Below are 22,423 nucleotides of genomic sequence, written 5' to 3' on the forward strand. Positions count from 1 at the left end.
TTTTATTGTTTTTTGTTGCGTTCTTCCATCTTCTTAAGAAATCTTCTTCTGAAGAAAAACATAAATATTGCCATTCCTGCAATAATCAGACTTAACCAAGCCTCATTACTTCCCTGAGTCAGCTTGGTAACTCCGTCATAAATAAAGAAAGCTGCAAATACTAAATAAACGTACTGCGTATATTTCATGTAACCCATAATAATGTCTTTTTATTCGTCAGCTTCTATTTCACCGCTGATACGTTGTGAATTTATTACTTTAAAATCTTTGCTAAAATCAATCCCCTGACCATTCGAAACCCCTTTAACATCCGTCAGTTTAAATTTTCTTTCGGTGTAAAACCATTCGTTTTTCTGGTCAAAAAACAATTGCTCGGTTTCTAACATTTGTCCCGCCTCAGAAGTGATTTTTACTTTTCCCTGCAAATCTATAATACTGGTGTTTTTATAGGAAACCGCATAATTTGACTTTATAAAAGTTCTCTTTCCTTTTTTGTCATATAAAGTAACATCTATCCCTTTTGGAAACTCGGTAAAAGGAAAACTGACATTTGAATAATCCAGCATTTTAGGGCTAATTAAAACCCCTGTAATACGCCCGGAATCGGTATATTTAGTAGTTGCCATGTCGGTATCACCCGCAGGAACAAACTCTGAGAAATTGATTTTCTGAACTTCTTTAAAATTACTTTCGCATCCAAAAAACAGTGTCACAGCAAGTGCTGTGACAACCATTAATATATTATGTCTCTTTGGTAAATTCATTTGCCAAATGTACTAAATTGTAATGAGCTTATAAAAACATAAATTTTATGTTTTTAGTTGAATTTACTTTTCACAAACCACTTATCATTAAATGAGAAGCTAAGACTGAAATTGATGTAGTTTTCCTGAATCAAATTAGCAGTAACAGTTCCTTTTTTCCCAAATTCAATACCAAAATTCACATTAGAAAACTGTCCGGTAACAGGAAATCCTGCTCCCAAACTCACTCCTACATCTTTAATGGACTCTGAGTTTACCACCAAACCAATTTTTTCATACTTAAAACCAGCTCTGTAGGTAATTCTTTTAAAATAACTTGAGAAAGAAGTATAGTTAGGTATATAATAACCTCCAATAGCATATTTAGAAGATTTCTCATAGCGAACATCATCACTAGTATTATAATAGTTCTCATACTCCCCTTTTCCCTGAAAAGCTACCGAAGTACCTATTAACCATTTTCTAGCCTCTCCTAAACCTGCACCTACAGTAAATCTGCTAGGCAATTCTAAATCTCTATTATCTGTCACTTGATCATCTACTTCTAAATCAGTACGAATCAACCTTGTGTTTTCAGATTTTAATGTTGTTCCAAAAGTATAATTCAAACTCGTATATAAATTTAGTTTTGTATCAATTTTACGCTGATACATAGTCCCTAAATTAAAATTAATCCCTGACAAGGTTGTAACATTCGTCTCTACGGTAGAAACCGGAATTCCTGTAATAGCCTCAATACTGTTAGTTTCAATTCTACCAAAATTATATTGTACATCAGCACCAATTGTCCAGTTTTTCTTGATTTCATAACCAGCCCCAAAGAACACTTTATTCAATCCTCCCGAACCTTCAAACTGACTGCTTCTTGAACCTTCAGGCCCAGCTGAATTATCATTTTTTATTTTATATCCTACAGACGTAGTCGGAATCAAACCAAAACCAACACCCAACTTACCCATTGGTATTCCCACTAATAAATAATCAAACGTAGATCTTTGCGCTTTTGAAGTTTCAGTTTCATTTTTCAACTTAGAAGTAGCAAAAGTTCCTCCAACCGTAAAAGTGGTTTGTCTTAAACTCGCATAACTTGCCGGATTATTCACATTTATGTGAATACTATCCTGTTCAACCGAAACTCCGGCCATCGATCTGTTTTCAAGTGTTCCGTTAAACTTTACATCACCAAGTCCATAAAAAGAATAAGGAGAAGATGTACCCTGTTGCGCAAATGAAACGAACGATATAAGCAAGCAAGCGCTTATTATAAATTTTTTAATCATTGTTGATTTTATATTGAAATGTTTGGTTCAAACTCTCCAGTAGGAAATTTGAATTGGCAAATATGGTATTTTTTAATCGTTTAGCCAAAAAATCTGCATCACCTCCCGTTAAAATTATGATAAAATTTAAAAAGTTCTCCCGATATTCATCGATAAAACCATCAATCTCATAGACGAAACCATTTACAACTCCCGAATGTATTGCTTCTGCAGTACTATCTCCTATATATGATTTTGGTTTCTCAAGTGTAAGCAAAGGCAGTCTGGCCGTGAAATTATGCAGAGCTTCATACCTCAAACGAAGCCCAGGAGAAATTGCGCCACCTAAATAATGATCGTTTTCGTCGATAAAATCGTAGGTAATACAAGTTCCGGCATCAATGACCAATCTGTTTTGTTTTGGATATTGCAAAGTTGCTCCTGCAGCCAAAACCATCCGGTCGATTCCCAGCGTTTTTGGGGTTGCATATTTATTGATAAAAGGAAAAGCATCATCATGGGTCAAAAAATGAATTTTAAGTTGATTCTCGAAAGCCAAAAAAGCTTGTTTTTCGACATTTCCAACCGAAGCCACGACCAAATCAGAACAATTTTGAATTTTTTTTAAAATTATTTTAATTTTTTTTTCGAGTTCATTTTTCTCAAAAACGAAATTTTCCAAAACAGTACTCCCCTCAAAGACAGCCGCTTTAATTCGGGTATTACCAACATCAACTGTTAAAACCATATTTGCATATTTACAAATGCGAAGGTACGAATTGATTTTTTTAAAAAAATGTTTTGGATAAACGAAAAATGATTCTATCTTTGCACCCGCAAACACGTTCACGCAACAGCTTTGAAAAAAGAAATAGCGTGACCTGATAAGCAAGGTGCCTTAGCTCAGATGGTAGAGCAATGGACTGAAAATCCATGTGTCCCTGGTTCGATCCCTGGAGGCACCACTGAAACCCGAATAGCAATATTCGGGTTTTTTGTTTTTATTACTTTCTTTAAAAAATTCCAAATTTTTGAAATTCCAAATTCCAATCTTTAGACTTTAATAGATTCTAACGGATAACATTTTATAGAAAAACTCCAATTTTCTCAAATTCCAAATTCCAACTTTACTTTTGAAATTCCAAATTCCAACATTATATAGAAATTTAGCGTAGAAAACAGAAACAAAAGACAGAATCTCAAAAATACATTTCAAATAGAAAATTTGGAATTTAAAAAATATTGGCATTTTTTAAAGAAAGATATTAAAACAGAAAAAGCCTTTCCGTTAAGAAAGGCTTTTAAACAATATTTGCGGTCTGGACGGGACTCGAACCCGCGACCCCATGCGTGACAGGCATGTATTCTAACCAACTGAACTACCAAACCCACTGCGTTATTGTGAGTGCAAAAATACAACAGAACTTTGATTCTACAAGGGTTTTTATGAATTAAAATTGATAAAATTTTAATTCGCTAAATTCCAATATTTTAAAATCCTAAATTCGAATTTTAAAACGCATTTAAGCGCAAATTTTAAATCTCTGAAATCCAATATTCCAAATTTCGACTTTAAAACAAGCATAAATATTCCTCAAATCTTACGATTCAAAAAAGAAACTTTTTTCAAAATTGGAATTTGGGATTTTAAAATATTGAGATTTAACGTATGTCGTAAATCAAAAAAGCCATCCACAAAAGTGGAAAGCTTTTCATTGGTCTAACTACTAAACCAGCTACGAGTTACAAAGTCGTAGCAAACAACACAACTAATCTTAGATACCGTATTTGGGCAAAAAAGCCTTTCCGTTAAGAAAGGCTTCTCCCAATATTGCGGTCTGGACGGGACTCGAACCCGCGACCCCATGCGTGACAGGCATGTATTCTAACCAACTGAACTACCAAACCTCTGCGTTATTGCGGTTGCAAAGATAGTACAGAATTTCATTTCTGCAAGTGTTTTATCAAAAAAAATGAAATAAATTTTTAAATTCTTAGCCAAAGTTTTGTTTTTCAACTAAATATGTAGTCAATATTTTTTCGAAATTATCCCCAACATTTACCGAAACGTACTTAATTTGGTTCTTGGCGCAGGTTAAAGCTAAGTTTTTGAAGTATGCCGAAGCTCTTTTTTCATACTCTTCTTTTATATTATCAGCAAAAATAGATATTTCTTCACCTGATTCTAAGTCTATAAATTTACGGGGCGCATTATCAAATTCAAATTTCAGCTCCGTTTTATCATCTACTACATGAAACAAAACTACTTTGTGTTTGTTGTGTTTTAGATGCTGCAAGACATTAAAAAGCTTTTCCTCATCTGCGGACTGAAACATATCGGTAAACAAAATAATCATCGAACGACGGTGCATTTTTTCTGCAATCTGGTGCAGATAGGTAATCGTGTCGGTTGTTTTCTTAACTTTTGGCTGAATTAATAACTGCTCTAATTTATTAAGCAACATCCTGTGATGGCGGTCACTTCCTTTCTCCGGCGCATAATATTCATAACTGTCCGAGAAAACACTCAGACCAACGGCATCGCGCTGTTTCTTTAAAATATTCATTAAAACCGCCGAAGCCAAAACCGCAAAACCTATTTTCTTTTCATAAAAAGGCTGATTTGTTTTCAGTTCCGGATAATGCATCGATGAGGAGTTATCTACTATAATATGGCAGCGTAAGTTAGTTTCTTCCTCAAAACGTTTGGTATATAAACGATCGGTTTTGGCAAACAATTTCCAGTCGATATGTTTGGTGCTTTCGCCTGCATTATACACTTTATGCTCTGCAAATTCAGCCGAAAAGCCATGAAACGGACTCTTGTGCATTCCTGAAATAAAACCTTCGACCACCTGATTGGCCAACATCTCCAGATGCTGGAAACTTGATATTTTTTCTATTTCTGATTCGATCTTCATCTTTCAAATGTATTAAAAGAATAAATCATTTAAAAATTAAACGCTTTGAAATCTCTTCCTGACAAACAAATAAGAAGGCCTGACTTTCGCCAGACCTTCTTCATTACTAATTCAAAAAATATACTTCCTTTATTTATTCGGTTTGCTGAAAATCAAAACTTAAATCTCCGCCATTGTAATTCGCTGAGATATTTGTTGGGAAAAGCTGCGCTGATCCACTCACCCATCTGTATTCTTCAAAACGGATATTACCTGCTGTAATAGGATAAACTATATTTGTATTATCAGCTTTAGATTTTTTATACCAATCATTTGAGTTCATGGTGATCACATATTTTTTATCTTTTTCTAATGCCATTTCACCAATAACTTTGGTTACAGCAACATCTGCAGTTGCTACATTTAAGGTTTCAGAACGCAATACTGCTTTTGATGCAAAATCCCAAATGGTTACACGTAGAGTAGGATTTGCATCCGGCATTTTAAGGGTTATGGCCTTAATTTTTCCTTTTACTGTTGGTGTAAACACTAATCCAAATTCATAATCTCCGGAATTGATAAAATTAACAGATGTATTAAATCCGGTCTCGGCATAATAAGTGGCTAATGGATTTTCAGTTTCAAAAACGGGTGCCACTACTTCGTTATCATCATCACTACTACATGAAGCTGAAAAAAATGCGATTGATAAAAGTGCGAACATAACTTTAAAAATTTTCATAATAATTTAGTTTTAATTGGTTTTGTATTATTAATTACAGGACAAATTTGCCCGAATAAATTCGTTATAAAAACCACTAATAGACTAACAACGTTTTAAATAGACAGACAACATTAATTCCTGCTGTTATTATTTTATTACATTTGAAAAATCAATTACAGCTCATGAAAAAATACACTTGTATTATTATAGATGATGACGAAATAGACAGGCTTACGGTTTTATCGTTTGCCAAAAGGTTTCCTGTACTTACCATTTTAGGTGTTTTTGAATCAGCAGATGAAGCGCTTCCTTTTATAGAAAAAGAAAATATAGACATCCTGTTTCTTGATATTGATATGCCGGGTTTAAACGGAATTGATTTCAGAAAAAAAACATTAGAGATTCCGGTCTGTATTTTTATAACGGCACATCCTGAGCATGCTGTAGAAAGTTTTGAAATTGAAACCCTGGATTTTATCGTAAAACCCCTTAAGCTGGACCGCTTTACACAAAGCATGAACAGGATTGAGGAATTTATGGAAATTAAACTCAAAGCCTCTCTTTTTGAGTCCAGTATTGGAGGCGATACTATTTATATTAAAGAAGGACATGAGCAAATCAAAGTAAAGCTTCATGAAATTTTATACCTCGAAGCTTTAAAAGATTACACCCTAATTATTACCGACAAAAAGAGACACTGCGTTTTATCGAGTATTGGTTTGCTTTTGAAAGAAGATCATTTTCAGTCTTTTATCCGGATTCATCGCAGTTATGCTATTCAGAAACAATACATCCAGAAGATCAATTCGACCGAAATTGTCCTTAATAATGATATGACCATTCCGGTTGGAAGAAGCTACAAAGACAACCTAAGCCTATTGTTATGATAAAAAATGTGTTGCTGTTGCTGTATTTCATAACGCTCTCTGGTTTTGCACAACAAGAACCCAATCTGGCATCGCATAAAACAACAAACGACAAACATAAAGCATGGACTAAGTATTGCCAGCAGTTAACTGATCTGGAAGATTATCCCAAACTATTAGCAGCAGCTGAAAAAGGAATTAAGATGGCTCAAAATCAGCCTTTTTATCTGGCGCGCTTTTATTTTTATAAGGGTCTTGCGTATGAGTTTAGCAATAATCAGTACCAAAAAGCACTGACAAACTATGAACTTTGCTGGAAATACGCCCAACAATCCCGAAATCTTAAAACCGAGACATCGGCTTTGATGCGCCTTAATTATATTTATTACTCGCTGCATTTAACCACAAAAAACAAAGAACTGTCTCAATATATCAGGAAAGTTCTGGACACCACAAAAAATACTTATACCAAAGCGGTGCTCAACGGGAGCCTGGCTGAATATTATCAGAATAATTCTGAATACGAAACTTTTATTCATTATCAGCTAAAAGCCATAACGCATAAAAAGCTGCTGGAAAAAAGCAAAGTCAATCAGGAGAATATTGGTATTTCATACAGTCAGATTGCAGGGGCTTATATTAAAATGAAGCAATACCAAAAAGCGATTGAGTATCTGGACGAAGCAAAACCGTACGTAATAAACTCTCCGTATGTAAGTGCTTTTTTGTGCAATTATTACATTCAGTGTTATGTAGGATTACACGATTTTAATAATGCCAGCAAGTATTATACTCATATTTACACGTTCCCTTCTGCAAAAGATTCTTTGTTTCTTAATTTGAGTTTTGCCAACCGAAGCCTGTCGGAATATCATATAAACGAAAAGCAGTTGAGCAAAGCTGCCGTTTATGCCCAAAAAGCAATTTTGATGGCTAAGAAATCCAACGACGACGAAATCCTGATGGAAGCCAACACCATCATGGGGAGAGTTTTATATGAAAACCACGAGTATAAAAAAGCGATTGAAACCCTTACGAAAGCCTCAGAACATGCGCTGAGTTACGACAAAGAATCCTTTGTTATCATTAATGAAAAACTCTCTCAGAGTTATGCGGCATTAGGGAATTGGCAGCAAGCGTATCATTACAACAAAATCTACAGCAAATACAATGACGAGATGATGCAGGAGTCTGCCAGTCAGAATATTGCCAATGCCGAAGCACGGTTTCAAAACAAAACCAAAAAGCAGGAAATAAAAAACCTGTCAACCCAAAATACCCTTAAAAATATTCAGATCGAGGATGCGAGAAAGCAGCGTATTTACTTAATTTCAGGGTTGGTTCTTGTGGGTGTGATTGGGTTATTATTATTCAAACAAAACCAAAATCGTAAAAAGACCAACCAAAAACTACAGCTGCTGAATCAGGAACTCGACGAAGCCAATAAAATCAAAGCGCGGTTTTTTAGCATCCTTAACCATGATTTAAGGAGTCCGGTTTCTAATTTGATTCACTTTTTGCACCTTCAGAAAGAAAGCCCCGAACTCCTTGATGAAGCGGCTGCTATCCGAATGCAGAACAAAGTCATTACGGGTGCCGAAAACTTATTATCGTCTATGGAGGATATTTTACTGTGGAGCAAAGGCCAGATGGAAAACTTTAAACCTCAGCCTAAAAAAGTATCAATTGGGATTGTATTCGAAGAGACAGACAAACATTTTTCGAGTGTAGAAAACATTCAAATAACATTTGAAGATCCTGAAAATATTATTTTGTTTACCGATGAAAATTACCTGAAAACCATTATTCGAAACCTAACCGGAAATGCGATACAGGCACTTGACAAAACCCCAAACGGAACGATACTCTGGAAAGCGTGGCAGGAAAACGGTTCGCATTTTCTTTCGATAACAGATAATGGACCAGGGGGAAGTCAGGAGAAATTTAGGGCTTTGTATGACGACACTCAGGTTACCGGAATCAAAACTGGTTTAGGACTGCACCTTATCCGGGATTTGGCAACCGCTATAAATTGTAAAATAGAGGTGGTATCAGAGCCTGATTCGGGAACTACATTTACTATTATATTCTAAATTTTTCACGCAGATTTATTTAATAACTTATCTGAAAATTTCACGCAGATTTTAAACAGATTTTAGCAGATGCACGCAGATTTTACTTTAATAAATCATCTGAAATTTTCACGCAGATTTTAAACAGATTAAAGCAGATGCGCGCAGATTTTTTTTAATTAATCTCAAATTAAATCAGCTAAAATCTGTTTAAAATCTGCGTGAAAAAAATCATTTTAATATGCGTGAAAAAAAAATCTGCAAACAATCCCAAATAAAAAAGGCCTGACTTGCGTCAAACCTTTTTTATATCAATCATAATCTTTCGATTACAATAAAGCGTCTAAACTATCAGCGTAGGTTTGTTTAGGAGCTACTCCTACTTGTTTTCCTACTACCTCACCGTTATGGAAAACCAAAACAGTTGGTATGTTACGAACACCGTATTTTGCAGCAAATTCCTGGTTTGCATCTACATCAACTTTTCCAACAACTACTTTACCTTCGTATTCGCTGCTTAATTCGTCGATGATTGGCCCAACCATTCTACAAGGTCCACACCATGCTGCCCAAAAATCTACCATTACCGGTTTATCTGATTTCAAAACTACTTCGTCAAAAGTAGCATCTGTAATTGCTAATGCCATAATATTTTATTTTAAAATTATAGTTTGATCAATTCAACATTCAAACTTGAGTACAAATTTAAAAATTTAAAACAAAAGAAACGCCATTCGCAAATTAGTTTTGATTATAAATGTATTGTCAATAATTATATTAACAATAAATCTCCTGTTTATAAGCTTTCATCAAATAACAAACTGAAAATCATCTTTTTAAAATGGCGTTTGTTTTTATGTTATCTTTAATGTCCGAAAAATTCAGTCCCATGAAACCATTCCTAAACAAAATAAAAAGTTTTTTACAAGCGCCAGGTTTTAAAAAATACGCCAGACGTTTTGGTTTTTTTGTCTTAGTATGCATCGGATTACTGCTTATAGCCTGCGGAGGACTGTCTTTTTACTTTCAGCAGCATAAACCCGAAATCATTGCCAAAATCAATTCTAAAATAAACGAAAACATCAACGGTAAGTTTCATATTGGCGATTTTCAATACAAGTTTCTGGTTGGTTTTCCCAATTTTACATTGGCACTCAAAGACGTCGAACTCAAAGACAATCAGTGGAACTCGCACAAACACACCCTTTTGAAAGCCAAAGAAATCGAAGCCCGTCTGAATTTATGGAGTTTATGGCATGACGAAATCAACATTCATAAAATACTAATCAACGAAGCGCAGATTTACCTTTATAAGGCCGAAAACGGTTATTCGAATTCGGATATCTTTAAAACCAAAAAGAAAAAAACTACCACTGACACTGCTACCAAAGAAACCACGATAGACCAAATCGCCTTAAAACAGGTTCATTTTATACTAGACAATCGGGTAGGTCATAAATTATTTGATTTTGATGTAGCCCGTTTAGAATCGAAAGTAAAATATGATGGCGACGACTGGCAGACCGATCTCTATATACGAACACAGATAAAAAGCCTGGCCTTTAATACCCAACTGGGATCGTTTGCCCAAAACAAACCACTTCAGGGCACGCTAAAAGTTTCTTTTATAGCCGCCAGACAGCTCATAAATGTAGATACCCAAAACCTAAAAATAGGAAATGACTCTTTTGATATTATTGCTTTTTTTAATGTGGGCAAAGCCAATTCGCTATTCGGCATCAACATTAACACCCACATTTTATGGCGAAACGCTTCGAATGTATTGTCGCAAAACATCAGCTCGAAACTCAACCGCTTTGATCTGAAAGAAAAAATTGCAGTCAATTGCGACATCAAAGGCGACCTCAACGACGAAGGCGATCCTAAAATTGTCGTGCATGCCGAGATCAGGAACAACGAACTCAGCATTCCGGACGGACGCATTACCGACTGTACCTTCAGAGGATTTTTTACCAATAATTTCAGACCCAAAAACGGTATCAACGACGCCAATTCTGCCATTATCCTGAGTCGGTTTTCGGGTAAATTCCAAAACATCCCCATTAGCATTCCGCAAGCCGTCATTAATAATTTAGAGAAACCGCTGGCAACCGGAAATGTCAATTCGGATTTCGACATTCAGAACCTCAACGAAATGAGCAACGATAAGTGGATTCATTTTTCTGAAGGTCATGCCAAAGCCAATCTCAAATTTCAGTTTGATGTAGTCGATCTCTACATTACCAAACCCCGTTTTATAGGCAATGTCGATATTAAGAACGCCTCCTTTCATTTTATTCCGAAAAAAGTCAAAGCCGAAAAAGTAAATGTGCAGCTTGACTTTACCGAGAAGGCGCTGATCATCAAAAAAATCGCTTACAAACACAACAAAAACATGATCTATATCGACGGCAAAATCGATAATTTCCTCAATCTCTATTATGATGCGCCCGAGAAAATGGTCGTCAACTGGAACATCTATGCTCCTTATATAGATCTGAAACAATTTCTGGGCGTACTGGCCAATTCGCAAAAGGCTAAAATCGCGGCCAAACCCAAAAAGAGAGCCACGCTATCTGACCAGTTGCGCACCACGATCGAAAAATGTGCCGTAGCCATCAACATCAAGGCCGACAAGATACTCTACAACAAACTCACGGCCACTAACACCCGTGCCACGATCGAGATGGTCAATTCGCAGCTCATCATCAAAAACGGTTCGCTGCAAACCTCCGGCGGCAGTATCGCTTTTAATGCTGTCGTGGCGCCCAAAGGCAAGAACTACACCTTTGCATCAGGCGCACAGGTAAACCGGGTTGATATTGCGGGTTTTTTGCGTTCGTTTAACAATTTTGGTATCCAGTCGTTCAGTCCTAATAACCTCAAGGGAAAACTCAGCAGCCGCGCCAACGTAAGCGGATACATCAACAGTCAGGGCGAGCTCATTACGAATTCGATGCACGGAAAACTCGATTTTAATGTTACCCAGGGCGCCTTAGTCAATTTTGAGCCTATAGTCAGAGTCGGCAAGTTTGCCTTTCCGTTTCGCGACGTCCGCAACATTACGTTCAGCGATTTGTCGGGCAACCTCAATATGCGTGGCGAGCAAATCGACATCAACCAGCTTACCATCAGTTCGAGCGTGCTCAACTTCGATATCGAAGGCATTTATTCCTTCGGACGCGGTACCAATCTGGCCCTCACCATCCCACTCCGAAACTCAAAAAACGACGCCAAACTAGCCTCCAAAGCCGAACGGGATGCGGTGCGCGATCGCGGTATCGTACTGCATTTATTAGCGGTAGATGATGCAGGAAAAATGAAAATTAAGTGGGGGAAGAATAAGAAGTAAAAACAAATCCACACCATCTTGTCATTCCGTAGGAATCCCACCAAAGCAATGCCGCAAAGAAATTTTCTAAAGCAAAACCCCACCATCTTGTCATTCCGAAGGAATCTCAGCAAAGTAATGCCACAAAGAAACTTTTTTAAAGCACAACCACACAATCTTGTCATTCCGAAGGAATCCCAGCAAAGTAATTCAGGAAAGATTGTAATTTATTCAGAGCCTTCAGAATTGTAATTTCAATTTTCAGGAGCTAATTCCTGCTATCCGTTTCAATCTTTTGTGCCGAACCCCGGCACAAAAGGATTTCCACTTCTATCAGGGCTAGGGGTTTCGGTTTCATAAAGAAGTTTCTGATCCTTTTTAGTTTACACAATCTAATGACTACTCCCTCTTTTCTCTAAAAAACCCCAAGTTTCACGTCTGCGACGTGAAATTTCACGTCCGTGATGTGAAATTTCACATCGAAGACGTAAACGTTTACATCAGGAACGTGAAATTTCACGTCCGTGATGTGAAATTTCACATCAAAGAGGTAAACGTTTACGTCCGGAACGTGAAATTTCACGTCCGTGACGTGAAATTTCACATCGCGGACGTAAACGATGGCATTATTTCGATAATAGGCATAAAAAAACCTTTTTGTATTGCTACAAAAAGGTTTCTCTATTTTATTCAATTTTTAATTACTGCTCAACTGGCGGTATTGGTGTTTCTCCAGTGTTGTTAATACCTGTACGACTAAAAAACTGCCCAATTTCAGTTACTTTGTTTTCAAAGCCTCCTACTTTTGTCCCAGCCTTGTACTGGCTATAGCCATAATCTGTTAAAGCTGCGTGGTAGTTATCAAAATCATGCAAAATTTTATTGTTGTTCAGGCTATCCTGCATATTCTGCAAGCGGGTCATGACTTTTTGTAGAAAATCGCGGGAGTCATAATCGGCCTGAAACTCTACCCAGTCCACATCCGGAGCACTTAACTCTGGTGTATTCACTCGGTAATCCAGTACTTTGTTTACTATGAGCTTGTTCTGCTCGTTTATACTTCCGTACTTTTTGCGCTCCTCCGGATTAAGGTTTCGGTACTTCGGTGCCAATGTTTTTTCAAGTGTACTCAAGGCGGTTAAGATGGCTGATTTTTCAGTAGCCTGATAGTGGCTGTTGTTTAAATTTTCAAATGGCATAGTAAAAGTTTTTTAAATTATAAATAAAATATTTGAATTTCAAATATAATAAAAAACCTACATTAAAAACATTTTATGTTTTATTTCTTTAATCTTTTTACTACTTTTTTGTAAAAACCTATTATGTAGGTATCAGAATACGTAGAAACGCCAGTCAGAAATGATTGGCGTTTTTTTTTATGGGAGAAATTGAAACTGCAAGTTAATATCACGTTGAAAACTATTTAACCATGTGGCCAATTGTAAGCAGGCCAATTGTCCTCACAAAACTACTTTTATAAACTATGAATATAAAAGAAAAATTCGGATCAAAAGTCAAAGAGCTTCGGGAACAAAAAGGGCACTCGATCGAGTATTTAGCCAATATATCTAATGTTGACAGAACCTACATCTCTGATATTGAAAAAGGAAAAAGGAATGTCTCTATAGAAATTATAGAAAAAATAATTACCGCTCTTGACACTGATTTTGGAGCTTTTTTTAACGATAACAATTTTAAGAAATGAAGAAAAAAGAATATGCCGAAATTAAAGAAGTTATCAACGAAGAACTAAACGAACCTCAGTATAATATCTTTTACGAAAAAGAAAACTGGGTTGATAAAAAGTTTAGTAATCCATCAGCAAAAATTCGACTAGCAACAATGTTTAGCGGAATTGGATCAATAGAACATGCTTTACAAAGATTAGATATTTCAAGTGAAATTGTTTTTGCATGCGACAATGACAAACACGTTAAACAAAGTTATTTTGCCAATTACGAAATTTCTGAAAATAGTTGGTATGACGATGTTACCCAAATTGATGGATCAAAATACGAGGGGGGTATTGATTTATTAGTTGGAGGAAGTCCTTGCCAATCATTCTCCATGGTCGGAAAAAGAAAAGGCTTTGAAGACACTAGAGGAACGCTTTTTTATGAATTTGCAAGAGTTATAAAAGAGAGCCAGCCTAAAGTTTTCATATTTGAGAATGTAAAAGGGTTAGTAAATCATGATAAAGGAAATACTTTCAAAGTAATTAAAGAGACCTTTAAAGAGTTAGGTTACAAAATCAATTATCAATTATTAAATTCTAAAGATTTTGGCATCCCTCAACATAGAGAAAGGATATTTGTCGTTGGGTTTAGAGATATTGATACTGAATTTCAATTTCCAGAAGCAATTCCTTTAGAATATAAAATGCAAGATTTTCTGGAAGACTACATCGATAGCAAATATTACCTAAAAGAAAAAGGAGTAAAATTCGTAACAAGTACAAAAAATAGAAATAAAAGATATACGCAAATAAATGGAGATATTGCTTTATGTCAAAAGGCTAACCAACAATTCAACTGGCATGGTGATTTTGTTTTTGAAGAGGCCGAAAGCGATTTTAACGATTTCATTTTTAATGTAAATGATGTTGAAGAAAAATATTATCTATCTGAAAAAACAAAAGCTTATGTTTTAGCCACTGGAACAAAATCATTTAAAACAACCGTTGGAACTGACTTAGAAATAGCAAGACCAATTTTACAATCAATGCACAAAATGCATCGTTCAGGAGTTGACAATTATGTAACTCATAATAAAGGTAAAATTAGAAAATTAACACCTCGTGAATGCCTTCGTTTGATGGGTTTCAAAGAAGATTTCAAACAAGTAGTTAGTGATACTCAAATGTATAGACAGGCTGGCAATAGTATCGTTGTGAATGTATTTATTGCATTGATGAAACAAATGGATATAACTAAATTTGGAGTATAAAACATTATGAGTAATTATCAAAAAATTAAAATTGACGAAATAGAATACCATATAATTGACTCTATTCAAGATTATAGAGCAGAGGATAGTTTTATTGACCCCAAAAATAAATTATCTCAATTTACAGGTAATGGAGAAGCAAAAAAACACATAGGAACCTATAAGGGGGATAAAAGTAAAAAAATGTCTGCTTTTTTTAATTACTCAAATTGGGGTCAAGCTCATCTTGATAAAAAGAAAAATCGAAAAACAATAAACTCAGCAAGAGAAAGCGGCGCTGTAGTCCAAGAAAAAAGTTGTTTTTTCAGCAAGTCTAATATGCTTCAGTATTTAGATGATGCCAAAGCTGAATATTACACTCAAGAACAATTATACCATAATGATATTGGAAAATATTATGAAAAAAGATATGAAAAAGTTTCAAATCTTGATGAGGAACATATTTTTTTCAGCATCTACGATGCTTCTGATAATTTATCGAAAGAACAAAATAGAGGATATATTAGATCTGATGATAGTATTTGGAAATTATGGAGAGAATTAATTTTACCAAAAATAAGCTATCTGTCAATATTAAAATTAGTTCCGGTTACTCCAACTGAACAAAATAATAAGCCAATTTTCTATTTTAGAATTCTATTAGATTATCAATTTAGAACTTTTGTGCATCCTAGTGCTTTACAATTAGCTGAAGAGATCTTAGTTGATGATGAAGAAATAGTAGAGATTAAAAAATCATATCGAGTTGGGCAAGAAAAATATAGACGAAATGTTATTGAACATATGCTTCAATGTCCATTTTCCAAAATAACAGATGAAAGACTTTTAATAGCAAGTCATATTAAGCCATACAGTGCTTGTATAAAAGAGAACAGACATGATCAGGCGTTAGACCATTTAAATGGACTTGCACTTTCACCCACATACGATAGACTTTTCGATCAGGGATATATAACATTTTTAGATAGTGGAGAATTAATTTGTGGTACGCAGCTTAGCTCTTATACTTGGGATAAATTAAATATTAATCCATTAGCAAAAAATAAAATGAAAATACTACCTGAAAATAGAGAAGGTTATTTGGAGTATCATAGAAAGCATGTGTTCCAGGATAACATAATTGATTTAATATAAATTAAAATGCTAAAGGATGGATGTCCACGATCCAGAACAACGCTCCAAAAACATGCGTGCCATCAAAAGCACCGCAACAAAAGCCGAAATTACTTTGGCAAAAGCGTTATGGAATTTAGGATATCGATACCGAAAAAACAACAAAACAGTCTTCGGTAAACCAGATTTCACTTTTAAAAAACTGAAAATAGCCATCTTCGTAGATTCAGAATTCTTTCACGGAAAAGACTGGGAAACCAAAAAGAAACCCCAAACCAATCCTGAATTCTGGATCAAAAAAATAGAAAGAAATATGCAACGAGATATAGAAGTCAATGCATATTTAGAATCCCAAAACTGGAAGATTCTTCGTTTCTGGAGTAATGACATCAAAAAGAATTTAGATTCCTGTCTCCTTGAAATTCAAAACGCAATTACAAAAAGACAAAACCTCTAGCTCATTCTTCGAACTTCGAAATAACAAAAAGCACTTCAACTTTTCCCAAACTTTTATTAATTCATTTGTCCTTCTATTTTCATTTAGGTAACTTGGGTCTATAATCATTAAATATACACCGTTATGAAAATTCAAATCAATACCGACAAGAACATAGAAGGACACGAAAGATTAGAAGCTTATTTTTCTGGAGAATTAGAAAAAGGCCTAACTCGTTTTGAAGAAAAAATCACCCGCATCGAAGTGCATTTTGGAGATGAAAATGGAGAAAAATTCAGTGTAAAAGATAAAAAATGTGTAATCGAAGTTCGTACTGCTAAACTACAACCCCTAACCGTTACAGAACACGCAGACAGTATTGAAAAAGCTTTTCAGGGAGCTTTGGCAAAAATTAAAAAATCACTGACGACTACTTTCGAGAAGATGAAAGAATATTAAATTAAAAAAAGGGACAAAGGTTCAGAGATTCAAAGCTGCAAAGGCTTAAATCTATAAGATTTAAAACAAAAAAGGATGAGCTAAACTCATCCTTTTTTTATTATTATCGGTTAGAAACTCTGAACCTTTGTGCCTTTGAGCCTTTGCACCTTACAATTAAGATTTTGGCAACGGTGCTCCCACGGCAACATCACAACGATGTCCGGGTTGTCCGTGAGCTGGGTTCATTCCTTCGGCTACTGTTGTTGTTGCAGTACTTTCGGTGCTTAATAAAGCCGGAACAGCCGGATTTGCAGCTGGCGGTGTAACGGTAAAGTTTTGCGTAGCAGTTCCGCCTTGAGTACTTGTACTTGCAGCAGCTGGTTTAGTTACTGGCGAATTTAAAGGTGCCCCAACCGGAATATCACATCGGTGTCCGGGTTGTCCGTGAGCCGGATTCATCCCTTTCGCTACTTTAGCAGGTGTCATGGTAGTGGTGGTTACCACGTTTTGCTGATTCGGGTTTACCTGTACGGTTTGCCCAGGCTGTGCTGCCTGTGCTTGAGGGGCTGCCGAATTTAAAGGTGCTCCTACTGCAATATCACAACGGTGACCCGGTGCTCCGTGCGCAGGATTTACTGGGCCAGTATTTCCGGAAGCTGCATTCAGGGCAACATTCTGACTACCCGCAGGCATTTCTACTATCGATTTGGTTTTTGCGGTATCTTTTGCAAGTCCCAGTTTCACTAATTCTGAGGTGGGTGTGCTTTCTTGTGGCTCTAATTCTTTCTTGCACGAAACAAAAAACAATGAGGTAATGAGTAACGAACTTATAAGGATTTTCGGATTCATAGTTGCGGTATTTTAAAGAACTCAAATATACTCGTTTTTGATTTTAAACCATATAAGTGATATAAGAAAATTTAAGTTGCGTTGTCTTGGAGTTTCGAAGATGGTAAGTTGCAAAAGATTCTTTTTTTCTCGCAGATTCTTTGAGCTACGTTGTCTTTTAGTCTCGCAAAGATGCAAAGTCGCAAAGAAAAAAGCTTAAAGTAAAACTTTGCGTCTCTGCGCCTTTGCGAGAAATAATGAAAATATAAGCTTCACTTTGAGTTACGCTGTCTTTTAGTCTCGCAAAGGCGCGAAGTCGCAAAAGATTCTTTTTTTCTCGCAGATTCAGCAGATTGAGCAGATTTATTTCTAATCTTACTAATCCTTATAATCTGTGGCAAAAAACTTGGCGGCTCTGCGCCTTTGCGAGATTAATTTTAGCAATCAAATAAAAACCTTTGCGTGGCTCTGCGAAAACCTCCGCGCATCTCCGCGAAATAATAAAAATCATTAACTTTAAATCCAAATAACCTTATCATGAAAAAATCATTTTTACTGCTTTTATGTATTAGCACATTCGCTATTGCTCAGACTACCGAAAAAGACAAAATCAATCAATTACTGGATAACTGGCACAAAGCAGCTGCTGAGACAAAGTTTGATGCTTATTTTAGTGCATTGGCCGAAGATGCGATTTATATCGGGACAGATGCAACTGAAAACTGGAATAAAAAAGATTTTCAGGTTTGGGCCAAGCCTTTTTTCGATAAAGGAAGTGCCTGGAGTTTTACGGCATTGGAACGTCATATTTATTTTGATAAAACGGGTAAAACTGCCTGGTTTGACGAATTATTGAATACACAAATGAAAATCTGTCGTGGCTCCGGAGTTTTAATCAAAGTGGGCAAAGAATGGAAGATTCAGCATTACGTACTCTCCATGACCATCCCGAATGATGAAGTTGATGCCGTAATAAAAGTAAAAGCGCCAATCGAAGACGCTTTGATTAGCAAACTTCAAAAAAAATAAACAAATTTCGATTTTCTTTTGATAATCCTAACTTTTTAGTCCCTAAAAAAAATGGCTTAGCGATTTCATTATAACATATTTGGCAATTTGCCCTGTTTTTTTCGACTTTCAAATATCATACTCTCAAAAAAACGAATCGAATTTTGAAAAATTAATTAAAATAAAACTTTAGCCTCTATTTTAACAGCCCTTAAAATCAAAATATTTATTTTTTTTTAACTTTGACCCCAAAAAAAATAGGGTTCAATAAAGATTTGAAAATGAAAATAGAAAAACGCTGGGTCATTTCCTTTATTATTATTAGTATCGTTTGTATTATTGGCGCTTTTTGGCCAACCGTTACTGAAAACAGTTATGTATTATCCGCATTTGGCACTACAGAACATATCGTTCCCGCCGATGTTGCCTGGATGTTAACTTCCTGCTGTCTGGTTTTGATCATGACTCCGGGGCTTTCGTTTTTTTATGGCGGAATGGTAGGCCGGAAAAATGTCATTTCGACGATGTTGCAAAGTTTTATTTGTTTGGGCGTAGTAACACTATTATGGGTTGTGGTCGCTTTTAGTCTGGCTTTTGGTGAACCAGTAGGGATTAACATTGGCGGAAAGTTCTATAGCTTTTTTGGTAATCCAGCCACTTTTGCCTTCATGGATTATGTGAATATTTTACCTCACAAACAATTGGCCAATACCATTCCGTTTATGCTTTTTGCTTTGTTCCAAATGAAGTTTGCTATCATCGCTCCTGCAATTATCACCGGTTCATTTGCAGAACGCGTTCGATTCATCTCGTATTTACTTTTTATTAGCTTATTCACGATTTTTATATACGCTCCGTTGTGCCACTCGGTTTGGTATCCTACAGGAATTTTAGGAAGTTATTTTGGTGTAAAAGATTTCGCCGGAGGAACCGTAGTGCACATGAGTTCCGGTTTTGCGGCTTTGGCAGGAGTTTTGGTTTTAGGAAAAAGAAAGAACAGTCAGCATATTCCAACCAATATTCCGTTTGTATTATTAGGTACCGGAATGTTATGGTTTGGCTGGTTCGGATTTAATGCCGGTTCTGCTCTTGCAGCCAACGGAACTGCCGCAATGGCTTTTGCAACCACCACTACATCATCGGCAGCAGCCATGCTTACCTGGATTTTCTTTGATAGAATCAACGGAAGAAAAGTATCGGCTTTAGGAGCCTGTATTGGTGCTGTAGTTGGTTTGGTAGCGATTACTCCGGCAGCTGGTTTTGTATCGGTTCCTGAAAGTATGTTCTTTGGTTTTGTAACTGCATTGGTTTCAAATTCAGCTGTAAATTGTCGTTTCTCAAAACGCTTTGATGATACTTTGGATGTTTTTGCCTGTCACGGTGTTGGCGGCATTATGGGAATGATCTTAACCGCTATATTTGCTCATGGCGAAAACGCAAGCTTACTGCACGGCGGATGGAATGTTTTTGCACATCACATGATAGCATTGGTATTGGTTTCGCTTTTTACTTTTTTCGGAGCTTATTTATTATTTAAAGTAACGAATTTCATTATTCCGTTACGTGTTTCTGAAGAAAACGAGCACATCGGTCTGGATTTATCGCAACACGATGAAACTTTAGATCCAAAATCTAAACCAATTACAGAGGCACATTACGGTTAAAAAATATAATCGCAAAATAAAATTAGCCACAACCCGGGCGATAGCGAATTGGCGAAGCAATTCACGAATTTTTTCTGCTTGTATTGATAAGAACAGATAACTAAAAATTCGTGAATTCGTGGCTAAAAATTTTAAAACCTGATTCAGGCTATTTTCATTCGTTTATATTCCTTAATTTTGCTGAAAATTTTTGTAAAAGTGGGAAGTAAAAATAAACTAAAAAGATTCAGAGAAAACGAAACATTTCAAAACGTTTTCCAACCAACCAGAGAAGAAGTTGTAGGCGATTTAATGCCTTTGAAAGGGAAATGGAATACTGATTTCTTTAAAAATGATAATCCTTTAGTTTTAGAATTAGGATGTGGAAAAGGGGAATATTCAGTAGGTTTAGCCGAAAGATATCCTAACAAAAATTTTATCGGAATCGATATTAAAGGTGCCCGTTTCTGGCGAGGTGCCAAAACTGCTGTTGAAACCGGTCTGCATAATGTTGCCTTTATCAGAACTCAAATTGAGTTAATCAATCATATTTTTGCTGAGAATGAAGTGGATGAAATCTGGATTACTTTTCCGGATCCACAAATAAAATACAAGAGAACAAAACACAGAATGACCAACTCTGAGTTTTTGAAATTGTATAAAAAAATCCTTAAAAAAGATGGTGTCGTTAACCTGAAAACCGATAGCGAATTTATGCACGGTTATACTTTAGGATTGCTTCACGGTGAAGGTCATGAGGTTTTATACGCGAACCATAATGTTTATACAAACGAAGGAAGTCCTGAAGAGGTTACTGCTTTTCAGACTTTTTACGAAAAACAATATTTGGAAATTAACAAGGCAATTACGTACATTCGTTTTAAAATTAAAGACTAATTTAGTTTTAAAAACAAATTACCCATAACCCTTACACAACTGAATGGCATTACTTACTCCTTTACTTTCAGGTTTCATAGCCGCTTTCATTGGTATTATTCCGCCAGGATTAATCAATATGACTGCCGCTAAAATAAATTTGAAAGAAGGAAAAAAGAACGCTTTATGGTTTGTGGTGGGAGCCGTTATCATTATCTTTTTTCAGGTTTACGTGGCTGTTTTGTTTGCCCGTGTCATCGACGACCGTCCGGATGTCGTAACCTTATTGCGCGAAGTAGGTTTTGTCATCTTTTCGATTCTTACGATTTATTTTTTATTTATTGCCAAAGGTCCAAAAACTAAAAAATCAAAGATTAAAAAAAGCAGTAAAAAAAGCCGTTTCTTTTTAGGAATGCTGCTTTCCGGACTGAACTTCTTCCCGATTCCGTATTATGTCGTAGTGAGTGTTACACTGGCGTCGTATAATCTTTTCGAGTTCGAGAATAATATTATTTTTACTTTTGTATTGGGGTCTGTTTTAGGCTCTTTTGCCGTACTGTACAGCTATATTGCTTTTTTTAAAAGCATCGAAAGCAAAACCGATTATCTCCTAAAAAACATGAATCGAATTATTGGAAGCATCACCGGAATAATTGCAGTGGTGACTTTAATCAATATTCTGAATTATTATTTTGGATAGAAAAATATAAGCCACAGATTAACGGGATTAAAATGATTTCTCTCGTAGTTTGCGGTAAAAAAATCACGCAGATTTTAAAAAATCTCTTTAATCCCGTTAATCTGTGGCAAAAAAATAAATTATGGCTGAGGATAATTTTTTTGAACGAGTTTACGCCATTGTAAAACAAATTCCTTACGGGAAAGTAACTTCTTATGGTGCCATTGCAAAAGCTTTAGGAACCGCTCGTTCTGCCAGAATGGTCGGCTGGGCAATGAACGCTTCCCACAACATGGAAGATGTTCCGGCGCACAGAGTGGTGAACAGAAAAGGACTTTTAAGCGGAAAACATCATTTTGACGGCACTAATTTAATGCAGCAGCTTCTGGAAAGCGAAGGAATCGAAGTGGTGAACAATCAGATTATTGATTTGGAAAAACACTTTTGGGAGCCTGAAATTTCCACCATATAAGTGATATAAGTTCATTTATACTTTGCGTTTAAATTTCTCGCAAAGGCGCAGAGCCACAAAGTTTT

22 protein-coding genes and 3 tRNA genes are annotated in these 22,423 nt (G+C 35.9%); 14 read left to right on the forward strand and 11 right to left on the reverse strand.

Annotated elements, in window-relative coordinates; genetic code table 11:
* Positions 1-2 precede the first annotated feature (2 nt).
* The 4 genes from GON26_RS15590 to GON26_RS15605 are packed head-to-tail and all read right to left on the reverse strand — an operon-like array spanning position 3 to position 2,771.
* Entirely contained in the window at positions 3-197 is a 195-nt protein-coding gene (locus tag GON26_RS15590; protein WP_160375705.1) for a hypothetical protein, read from the reverse strand.
* A gap of 12 nt (positions 198-209) precedes the next feature.
* Entirely contained in the window at positions 210-764 is a 555-nt protein-coding gene (gene lptC / locus GON26_RS15595) for an LPS export ABC transporter periplasmic protein LptC (RefSeq protein ID WP_160375706.1), read from the reverse strand.
* Positions 765-817: 53 nt separating this feature from the next.
* Positions 818-2,014, reverse strand: coding sequence for a hypothetical protein (locus GON26_RS15600; RefSeq protein WP_317164714.1), 1,197 nt, complete (start codon positions 2,012-2,014; stop codon positions 818-820).
* 22 nt (positions 2,015-2,036) lie between these two features.
* The gene (locus tag GON26_RS15605; RefSeq protein ID WP_160375708.1) at positions 2,037-2,771 is read right to left on the reverse strand and encodes a type III pantothenate kinase; all 735 of its coding nucleotides are present in this window, start codon (positions 2,769-2,771) and stop codon (positions 2,037-2,039) included.
* Between the two features lie 144 nt (positions 2,772-2,915).
* On the opposite strand from GON26_RS15605, the gene GON26_RS15610 reads away from it, so the two are divergent.
* Positions 2,916-2,988: transfer RNA gene (locus GON26_RS15610), tRNA-Phe, on the forward strand.
* A 350-nt stretch (positions 2,989-3,338) separates the two neighbouring features.
* Here GON26_RS15610 and GON26_RS15615 read toward each other — a convergent pair.
* The 4 genes from GON26_RS15615 to GON26_RS15630 all read right to left on the reverse strand — a co-directional run bounded on the left by GON26_RS15615 (position 3,339) and on the right by GON26_RS15630 (position 5,665).
* Positions 3,339-3,412, reverse strand: a tRNA-Asp gene (locus GON26_RS15615).
* 445 nt (positions 3,413-3,857) lie between these two features.
* Positions 3,858-3,931, reverse strand: a tRNA-Asp gene (locus GON26_RS15620).
* Positions 3,932-4,017: 86 nt separating this feature from the next.
* Positions 4,018-4,944: a DUF58 domain-containing protein gene (locus tag GON26_RS15625; protein ID WP_160375709.1), complete on the reverse strand. Its 927-nt coding sequence runs from the start codon at positions 4,942-4,944 to the stop codon at positions 4,018-4,020.
* Between the two features lie 133 nt (positions 4,945-5,077).
* On the reverse strand, positions 5,078-5,665 hold the full coding sequence (locus GON26_RS15630; protein ID WP_160375710.1) for a DUF4082 domain-containing protein: 588 nt from the start codon (positions 5,663-5,665) through the stop codon (positions 5,078-5,080).
* Between the two features lie 164 nt (positions 5,666-5,829).
* Between GON26_RS15630 and GON26_RS15635 the strand changes: the two genes are divergently transcribed.
* Both GON26_RS15635 and GON26_RS15640 read left to right on the forward strand, forming a co-directional pair.
* On the forward strand, positions 5,830-6,534 hold the full coding sequence (locus tag GON26_RS15635; RefSeq protein WP_160375711.1) for a LytR/AlgR family response regulator transcription factor: 705 nt from the start codon (positions 5,830-5,832) through the stop codon (positions 6,532-6,534).
* Positions 6,531-8,606 (forward strand): ATP-binding protein, encoded by a 2,076-nt coding sequence (locus GON26_RS15640; protein ID WP_160375712.1) that lies wholly within the window; start codon positions 6,531-6,533, stop codon positions 8,604-8,606. The genes GON26_RS15635 and GON26_RS15640 overlap by 4 nt, the downstream gene beginning before the upstream one ends.
* Before the next feature lie 308 nt (positions 8,607-8,914).
* Here GON26_RS15640 and trxA read toward each other — a convergent pair whose 3' ends face one another.
* A complete protein-coding gene (gene trxA / locus GON26_RS15645; protein WP_007805142.1) occupies positions 8,915-9,232 on the reverse strand; it encodes a thioredoxin in 318 nt (105 codons plus the stop codon).
* Positions 9,233-9,474: 242 nt separating this feature from the next.
* Here trxA and GON26_RS15650 point away from each other — a divergent pair, with 242 nt between their 5' ends.
* Positions 9,475-11,937: an AsmA family protein gene (locus GON26_RS15650; protein WP_160375713.1), complete on the forward strand. Its 2,463-nt coding sequence runs from the start codon at positions 9,475-9,477 to the stop codon at positions 11,935-11,937.
* A 680-nt stretch (positions 11,938-12,617) separates the two neighbouring features.
* On the opposite strand, the gene GON26_RS15655 is transcribed toward GON26_RS15650, so the two are convergent.
* Positions 12,618-13,115, reverse strand: a complete 498-nt coding sequence (locus GON26_RS15655; protein WP_160375714.1) for a hypothetical protein — start codon at positions 13,113-13,115, stop codon at positions 12,618-12,620.
* A gap of 284 nt (positions 13,116-13,399) precedes the next feature.
* Between GON26_RS15655 and GON26_RS15660 the strand changes: the two genes are divergently transcribed.
* The 5 genes from GON26_RS15660 (at position 13,400) to GON26_RS15680 (ending at position 16,870) form a co-directional block, all read left to right on the forward strand.
* A complete protein-coding gene (locus tag GON26_RS15660) occupies positions 13,400-13,621 on the forward strand; it encodes a helix-turn-helix domain-containing protein (RefSeq protein ID WP_160375715.1) in 222 nt (73 codons plus the stop codon).
* Positions 13,618-14,862 (forward strand): DNA (cytosine-5-)-methyltransferase, encoded by a 1,245-nt coding sequence (gene dcm, locus GON26_RS15665; protein ID WP_160375716.1) that lies wholly within the window; start codon positions 13,618-13,620, stop codon positions 14,860-14,862. Before GON26_RS15660 ends, dcm begins: the two co-directional genes overlap by 4 nt.
* Positions 14,863-14,868: 6 nt before the next feature.
* Positions 14,869-15,996 carry an HNH endonuclease gene (locus GON26_RS15670; RefSeq protein WP_160375717.1) on the forward strand — a complete coding sequence of 376 codons (1,128 nt, stop codon included), beginning with the start codon at positions 14,869-14,871 and terminating at the stop codon, positions 15,994-15,996.
* A gap of 16 nt (positions 15,997-16,012) precedes the next feature.
* Positions 16,013-16,432, forward strand: a complete 420-nt coding sequence (locus GON26_RS15675) for a very short patch repair endonuclease (protein WP_160375718.1) — start codon at positions 16,013-16,015, stop codon at positions 16,430-16,432.
* Between the two features lie 123 nt (positions 16,433-16,555).
* Positions 16,556-16,870, forward strand: coding sequence for an HPF/RaiA family ribosome-associated protein (locus tag GON26_RS15680; protein ID WP_160375719.1), 315 nt, complete (start codon positions 16,556-16,558; stop codon positions 16,868-16,870).
* A 156-nt stretch (positions 16,871-17,026) separates the two neighbouring features.
* On the opposite strand, the gene GON26_RS15685 is transcribed toward GON26_RS15680, so the two are convergent.
* Positions 17,027-17,701 (reverse strand): hypothetical protein, encoded by a 675-nt coding sequence (locus GON26_RS15685; RefSeq protein WP_160375720.1) that lies wholly within the window; start codon positions 17,699-17,701, stop codon positions 17,027-17,029.
* A 516-nt stretch (positions 17,702-18,217) separates the two neighbouring features.
* On the opposite strand from GON26_RS15685, the gene GON26_RS15690 reads away from it, so the two are divergent.
* From GON26_RS15690 to GON26_RS15710, 5 genes are all read left to right on the forward strand, one after another.
* On the forward strand, positions 18,218-18,709 hold the full coding sequence (locus GON26_RS15690) for a nuclear transport factor 2 family protein (RefSeq protein ID WP_160375721.1): 492 nt from the start codon (positions 18,218-18,220) through the stop codon (positions 18,707-18,709).
* Positions 18,710-18,969: 260 nt separating this feature from the next.
* On the forward strand, positions 18,970-20,352 hold the full coding sequence (locus tag GON26_RS15695) for an ammonium transporter (protein ID WP_160375722.1): 1,383 nt from the start codon (positions 18,970-18,972) through the stop codon (positions 20,350-20,352).
* 198 nt (positions 20,353-20,550) lie between these two features.
* Positions 20,551-21,228 (forward strand): tRNA (guanosine(46)-N7)-methyltransferase TrmB, encoded by a 678-nt coding sequence (trmB, locus tag GON26_RS15700; protein ID WP_160375723.1) that lies wholly within the window; start codon positions 20,551-20,553, stop codon positions 21,226-21,228.
* 43 nt (positions 21,229-21,271) lie between these two features.
* Positions 21,272-21,907, forward strand: a complete 636-nt coding sequence (locus GON26_RS15705) for a LysE family transporter (protein ID WP_160375724.1) — start codon at positions 21,272-21,274, stop codon at positions 21,905-21,907.
* A 121-nt stretch (positions 21,908-22,028) separates the two neighbouring features.
* Positions 22,029-22,358 carry an MGMT family protein gene (locus GON26_RS15710; RefSeq protein ID WP_160375725.1) on the forward strand — a complete coding sequence of 110 codons (330 nt, stop codon included), beginning with the start codon at positions 22,029-22,031 and terminating at the stop codon, positions 22,356-22,358.
* The last annotated feature ends 65 nt before the right edge of the window (positions 22,359-22,423 follow it).

Origin of the sequence: Flavobacterium hydrocarbonoxydans, from assembly GCF_009789235.1 — a bacterium.
Classification (GTDB): Bacteria; Bacteroidota; Bacteroidia; order Flavobacteriales; family Flavobacteriaceae; genus Flavobacterium; species Flavobacterium hydrocarbonoxydans.